General features: G+C 67.6%; 1 protein-coding gene. It reads left to right on the top strand.

All coding sequences use genetic code 11. From position 1 onward, the window contains the following. Positions 1-327, top strand: a 327-nt coding sequence (locus tag RT567_RS14920) for a DUF3597 domain-containing protein (RefSeq protein WP_313577035.1), incomplete at both ends; no start/stop codon positions are given.

The following is a 327-nucleotide window of genomic DNA, read 5'->3' as shown; positions in this document are numbered from 1 at the left end:
CCCGCCGCACCCGCGCCCGAAGCGGCGGCTCCGACCCCGGCGCCCGCGCCGACAGCAGCCGCTGTTGCGCCCCAGCCCGCGCCCGAGGTCGATGTCGCCGGCATCCTCGACTTCATGAACGAGCAGCGCGCGCAGAAGCTGAACTGGCGCACCTCCATCGTCGACCTGATGAAGCTGATCGGCCTGGAATCCTCTCTGGCCGAGCGCAAGGAGCTAGCCGACGAACTGGGTTACACCGGCGACAAGTCGGACAGCGCCAGCATGAATATCTGGCTGCACAAGCAGGTGATCCAGAAGATCCGCGACAACGGCGGCCAACTGCCCACC

The sequence above is a fragment of the Brevundimonas sp. genome (genome assembly GCF_032107865.1).
GTDB lineage: Bacteria > Pseudomonadota > Alphaproteobacteria > Caulobacterales > Caulobacteraceae > Brevundimonas.
Note: the sequence above shows the minus strand (reverse complement) of the source record. Positions and strands in the feature narration are given on the sequence as shown.